Here is a 5,079-nt window from a genome sequence, read left to right as displayed (position 1 = left end):
TTCCGGCAGCGGTTCGAGGCGAAGGGGCGCATGTCGGATTTCCTGCGCGCGATCCCCTGCTTTCTGATCACCGCCGACGCACCCGCCCTGACCGGGGCCGCGCGCTGCCTTGGGCGTTGATGCGATTGCACTGGCGCTAACCCCGGATCGGGCGCATATAACGCTCCACGTTTTGCTGTCGCGTCATTTTTGTCTGGGAAGGGACATGCAAGCGTGGCGCCTATTCTAGAAAAGCAGTCCGCACCGCCCCCGGCCTTCGTCGCCTGCCTTCCCGGCGCATTCGACGAGGCTGAATGTCTTGCTCTGCGCGATCTGATCGACCTCAACAGGCCGGAGGAAGCGCAAATCAAGGCGGGCTACGCCCCTGGCGTGCGCCGCAGCGCCATTGTCTGGGTGCCTGAGACGGCGGAATGGGCTTGGGTCGAAAAGCGCATGGCGCAGCTTTTGGCCGAAGCCAACCGCGAGGTCTTCGGCTTCGAGCTTTCAGGCTTCGAGGAGCGCTTGCAGATCGCCCGCTATGAGGCGCGCAGGCGCGGCGGCTTCGATTGGCACGGAGACCGCGCGCATTCCGGCCTGGCGGCCAAGCGCAAGCTCTCCATTTCGGTTCAGTTGAGTGCGGGAGCGGAATACCGGGGCGGCGCACTGGAACTCTTCGCCGACGGCCGCAAGTGGCGCGCGCCGCGCAAGCAGGGCGGCGCGCTTTTCTTCGCCAGCTTCCTGTCGCATCGCATAACGCCGGTCACCGGTGGGGTGCGCCACTCCTTGGTGGGTTGGGCCCACGGCCCCGACTTCAAATAGGAGGAGTCTCAGTCGTCCAGCGGCACGGGCGAAGCCCAGAGGTCGTAATGGTCGGCTTCCTCGACCTCTACCTCTAGCAGGTCGCCGGGCTCCAACTCCGTTACCCCGTTCAGGAAGACGTTGCCGTCGATCTCCGGGGCGTCGGCCTGAGAGCGGGCGATGGCGCCTTCCTCGTCGACTTCGTCCACGATCACCTCGATTCGGCTGCCGATCTTGGCGCGCATGCGCGTCTCGCTGATGGCTTGCTGATGCTGCATCAGGCGGTCCCAGCGTTCCTGCTTCAACTCCTCGGGCACCGGGTCACCCAGCGCATTGGCGCGTGCGCCCTCGACCGGCTCGTACTTAAAGCAGCCGAGACGGTCGATCTCAGCTTCGCTCAGCCAGTCCAACAGCATCTGGAAGTCTTCCTCAGTCTCCCCGGGGAAGCCGACGATGAAGGTGGAACGCAGAGTCAGATCGGGGCAGAGCGAGCGCCAGGCCGCGATCCGCTCCAGGGTCTTGGCCTGGGCGGCGGGTCGCTTCATGTCCTTCAGGATGCGCGGGGAGGCGTGCTGGAAGGGGATGTCGAGATAAGGCAGCACTTTGCCCTCCGCCATCAAGGGGATGACATGATCCACATGCGGGTAGGGATAGACGTAGTGCAGCCGGACCCAGACCCCAAACTCGCCCAGGGCTTCGCAGAGGTCGTAGAAGCGCGCCGGGACGCTTTCGCTGTGATAGCGGCTCTCGGCGTGCTTGATGTCCACGCCGTAGGCCGAGGTGTCCTGGGAGATGACGAGCAGTTCCTGGACTCCGGCGCGAACCAGACGTTCGGCTTCGTATAGAACGTCGTTGGCCTTGCGGCTCACCAGTTTGCCGCGCAGGTCGGGGATGATGCAAAAGCTGCAGGAGTGATTGCAGCCTTCCGATATCTTCAGATAGGCGTAGTGACGCGGCGTCAGCCTCAGGCCCTGTTCGGGCACCAGATCGACGTAGGGGTTTGCAGGGGCAGGGGCCGCTTCGCGGACCGCGCTTACGACCGCCTCGTACTGCTGGGGCCCGGTGACGGCCAGAACCTTCGGATGCGCCTTGCGGATTTCCTCTGGGTCGCCGCCCATGCAGCCCGTCACGATCACCCGGCCGTTGGCGCTGATCGCCTCACCGATGGCCTCCAGGCTCTCGGCCTTGGCGCTGTCGAGGAAGCCGCAGGTGTTGACGATCACTACGTCGGAACCCTCGTAGTCGCCCGAGATGCTGTAGCCCGTGGCGCGCAGCTGGGTCAGGATCCGCTCGGAATCCACCAGCGCCTTGGGGCAGCCGAGCGACACGATGCCAACGCTGGGGCTCTTGCTTGCTGTTTGTTGCTTGGTCATGGGCGCATCTTCTATCCGCGCCGCGCTGCTTTTGCCAGCGGGAAAAGCGGTCGCGTCTAGTCGATAAGGCCCCATTCCTTGGTTTGCGGGACGTATTCCTTGACCGCCTCGGTGAAGCGGTGACCGGCGTCTTCATCGGCAATGAGGAAAGCGATGGCCAGCCAGACGATGAGCGTGATGCAGAAGAGACCTTTGAGGAATGAAGCGACGCGGGGCTGACCGACGAAAGAGGCCAGACGCGCCCGGTTGGCGGCGAAGGTCTCCATCACCCAGACGATCATGCTGGCGGGAACCCGGAAATAGGCCTTCCAGAAGGACATCGCGCCGCCTGTCGTGTTCACGGGATTAGAGGGGCTGCGTTAGCTATCACGCAGGTCTTGTATGACCGCGGCGCCTGATAACCCTCCTTTCGGGTTCATGCGTCCGCGGCGGCGTCCAGCGCCACCTGTTCCATGAGCCAGCGCGCCGTGCGCAGCAGCTTTCCGTCTTCGCCCTTGCGCCCAACCAACTGAACGCCGAGGGGGAGGCCCTCCGCGCCGCTCAGAATAGGCAGCGTGATCGCCGGCATTCCGCAAAAGGTCCAGAGCGTGCAGAAAGCTGGGCTTCCCGTCGTCTCCAGCCCTTTGGGCGCCTCTCCGGCCGTGGCGGGGGTGATGATGGCGTCGTAAGTCTCGAAGAGTTCATCAAGCCCAAGCGGCAGGAGCTTGATCCGGTCGATCGCCAGATTGTAGGCGACAGCCTTCACCTCTCGGCCCCGTACGATCATCTCGGTCAGGATCTTGCTTACCTGATCCGGCGCGCGCTCCAGGTTGGGGCCGATATTCTTTGCCAGGTCGGCCTCCATCACCATGCGGTGCAGGTCAATCACCTCGTCGAAGACGGGGGCGATTTCAGCCTCCTCGGCAGTCTCACCCAGGAAGTCCACCAACTCGGCGAAGGCTTCCTTCGTCGAGTCCTCGGCCTGATTCCAGACCGGTCCCTTGACGAAGCCCAGGCGCGGGGTCATCGGCGGGTCTTCCGAGAGGAGCCGCCAGAGGTCGGGAGAGGCCTGGGGCCGTGTCGCCTCATCCCGGTCGTCGTAACCCATCATGGCCTGTGCCATGAGCCCGGCGTCTTCAACCGAGTTGGCGAAGACCCCGATCTGATCGAGCGGTGGCGATTGCCGCAGCACGCGGTGGCGGGAGATGAGACCGTAGGTGGGCTTGTATCCGACAACACCGCAGAAGGCCGCGGGCCGGATGACGGAACCGTTCGTCTGGGTGCCCACCGCGAGTGGCACCATCTTGGCGGCGACCGCTGCGGCCGAGCCGCTCGACGAGCCGCCGGGCGTGCGGCCGGTGTCGTGAGGGTTGACGGTCTTGCCTGGATGCATGACCGCGAACTCGGTGGTGACCGTCTTGCCCAGGATGATCGCGCCCGCCTCCCGCAGTTTCGCGACCAGCGTGGCGTCTTCGACGGGGCGCCGACCCTGGTGGATCGGCGAGCCCTGTTCGGTGGGAAAGTCCTTGGTGTCGATGATGTCCTTGATGCCAACCGGCACGCCATGGAGCGGCCCGACGCCACGGCCAAGGCGGCGGAACTTGTCCGCCTGCCTAGCCTGGGTCAGGGCATGTTCGGCGGAGAGGTGGGCCCAGGCCCCGATCTCTCCGTCGAACTCTTCGATCCTGTCCAGGCAAGCCTGCACCAGCTCTTCGCAGGTGATCTCGCCATTGCGGACCGCTTTTGCCGCCTCCAAGGCGCTAAAGGTCAGCGTCTCAGTCTTCATCGGCACACTCTCAATCACCTCCGTCAATTACTCGGAGGGCCGAAGAGGTACTCCGGCAGCCAGAGTGCGATGCCTGGGAAGTTGTAGAGCAGCACCATCGTGAAGATGACGATCGCCAGGTATGGCATGATGCCGGCGAAGATATCCGTCAGCTTCACGTAGGGTGGTGCCACCCCCTTCAGATAATAGGCCGCCATAGCCATGGGCGGTGTCAGGAAGGAGGTTTGCAGGTTGAGCGCCACGAGCATGCCGAAGAACAGCGGCTCGACATTGAAGGTCTCCAGCATTGGCAGGAAGATCGGCACGAAGATGATGATGATCTCCGTCCATTCCAAAGGCCAACCGAGCAAGAAGATGACAGTTTGTGCCAAGATCAGGAAGCCGACTGTCCCGATGTCGAGGGACAGGAACCAGTCCTTGATGATGTCGTGCCCGCCTAGATAGGAGAAAACCGAGGCGAAGGTCCAGGATCCGACGAAGAGCCAGCAAACCATAGCCGAGGTCTTTGCGGTCAGATAGACGGATTCCTTCAGCCGCTCCCAGGTAAGCGAACGGTAGATCACCGCGAGGACGAGACCGCCAGCCGCGCCGACCGCCGCTGCTTCCGCAGGCGTCGCCAAGCCAGCCAGGATCGCGCCCAGCACCGATAAGATCAGGACGGCAAGGGGCACGAAGGACTTCAACAGCTCGCTGGCCACCGTCGCGATCGAGATATCCTCGACCTTCGGCTTGGGTGCTAGCTTCGGATTAATGGTGGCGCGCGTCACCACGTAGATCATGTAGAAGCCCGCGAGCATCAAACCCGGAAAGAGGGCGCCGGCGTAGAGCCGCAGCGGCGATATCTCGGCGATGGCCGCATAGACGATCAGCATGATGCTGGGTGGGATCAGGATGCCGAGGCAGCCACCCGCGCAGATCACGCCGGAGGCGAAGCGCTGGTCGTACTTGGCCTCCAGCATGGCCGGGAAGGCCAGCATGCCCATCAGCGTCACGACGGCACCGATGATGCCCGTGGCCGTCGCGAAGACAGCGCAGGTGGCCAGCGCAGCTACGGCCATAGAACCAGGCAGGTGGCGTGCTGCCAATTGGAAAGAGAAGAACAGCCGGTTTACGATGTTCGCTCTTTCCACCACGTATCCCATAAACAAGAAAAGTGGCACCGCG

5 protein-coding genes are annotated in these 5,079 nt (G+C 63.5%); 1 reads left to right on the top strand and 4 read right to left on the bottom strand.

What is annotated here, in order from left to right; all coding sequences use genetic code 11:
- Positions 1 to 213 precede the first annotated feature (213 nt).
- Positions 214 to 798: a 2OG-Fe(II) oxygenase gene (locus P8X75_15095; GenBank protein MEJ1996507.1), complete on the top strand. Its 585-nt coding sequence runs from the start codon at positions 214 to 216 to the stop codon at positions 796 to 798.
- A gap of 8 nt (positions 799 to 806) precedes the next feature.
- On the opposite strand, the gene rimO is transcribed toward P8X75_15095, so the two are convergent.
- From rimO to P8X75_15075, 4 genes are all read right to left on the bottom strand, one after another.
- Positions 807 to 2,150: a 30S ribosomal protein S12 methylthiotransferase RimO gene (gene rimO / locus P8X75_15090; GenBank protein MEJ1996506.1), complete on the bottom strand. Its 1,344-nt coding sequence runs from the start codon at positions 2,148 to 2,150 to the stop codon at positions 807 to 809.
- Between the two features lie 56 nt (positions 2,151 to 2,206).
- Positions 2,207 to 2,491, bottom strand: coding sequence for a hypothetical protein (locus P8X75_15085; protein MEJ1996505.1), 285 nt, complete (start codon positions 2,489 to 2,491; stop codon positions 2,207 to 2,209).
- 74 nt (positions 2,492 to 2,565) lie between these two features.
- Complete coding sequence (locus P8X75_15080) at positions 2,566 to 3,915, bottom strand: amidase (GenBank protein ID MEJ1996504.1); 1,350 nt, start codon at positions 3,913 to 3,915, stop codon at positions 2,566 to 2,568.
- A gap of 23 nt (positions 3,916 to 3,938) precedes the next feature.
- Positions 3,939 to 5,079, bottom strand: a 1,141-nt coding sequence (locus P8X75_15075) for a TRAP transporter large permease subunit (GenBank protein ID MEJ1996503.1), incomplete at its 5' end; no start/stop codon positions are given.

The organism is Limibacillus sp., assembly GCA_037379885.1.
Classification (GTDB): domain Bacteria; phylum Pseudomonadota; class Alphaproteobacteria; order Kiloniellales; family CECT-8803; genus JARRJC01.
This window is presented reverse-complemented; position numbering and strand designations above follow the sequence as displayed.

What these genes read in the sequence shown, in the direction of transcription:
- rimO (MEJ1996506.1), bottom strand. Translation starts at nt 2,150, where the DNA reads ATGACCAAGCAACAAACAGCAAGCAAGAGCCCCAGCGTTGGCATCGTG.
- P8X75_15080 (MEJ1996504.1), bottom strand. Translation starts at nt 3,915, where the DNA reads ATGAAGACTGAGACGCTGACCTTTAGCGCCTTGGAGGCGGCAAAAGCG.